Annotated in this window: 1 protein-coding gene; it reads right to left on the reverse strand. The window is 65.9% G+C overall.

Features of this window, described 5'->3' with window-relative positions; translation table 11 throughout:
• Positions 1-369, reverse strand: a 369-nt coding sequence (locus ACF8Q6_RS06570; protein WP_392498523.1) for a VCBS domain-containing protein, incomplete at both ends; no start/stop codon positions are given.

Genomic DNA, 369 nt, shown 5'->3' on the forward strand with positions numbered 1-369 from the left:
ATTGACCGACGCCGGGCTGCCATCGCTGGCGCCGGCGATGGCACTGCCCTGGTCGTCCACGGCCACCGGCGCATCGTTGGCGCCCTGGATAGTGATCACCAGCACGGTGACGGCGGTCAGACCGTCGGTATCGACCACCTGATAGGTGAACTGCTCGACTAGGGTCTGGCCCGGGGAAAGCGCCTGCACGGCAGCGTTGGTGTTATCGATGACATAGCGGTAGCTGCCGTCGGCGTTGATGGTCAAGCTGCCGAAGCTGGCCGGTACGCTGGTCGCTTGGCCGTTGGCTACCGGTACCAGTTGGCCGCCACCGGTGCCATCGAAGCGGATCGCGTTGACTTGCTTGGTCTCGCCCAGGGCCACGGCGTC

This window comes from Pseudomonas sp. GLN_2 (genome assembly GCF_043106005.1).
GTDB lineage: Bacteria > Pseudomonadota > Gammaproteobacteria > Pseudomonadales > Pseudomonadaceae > Aquipseudomonas > Aquipseudomonas alloputida.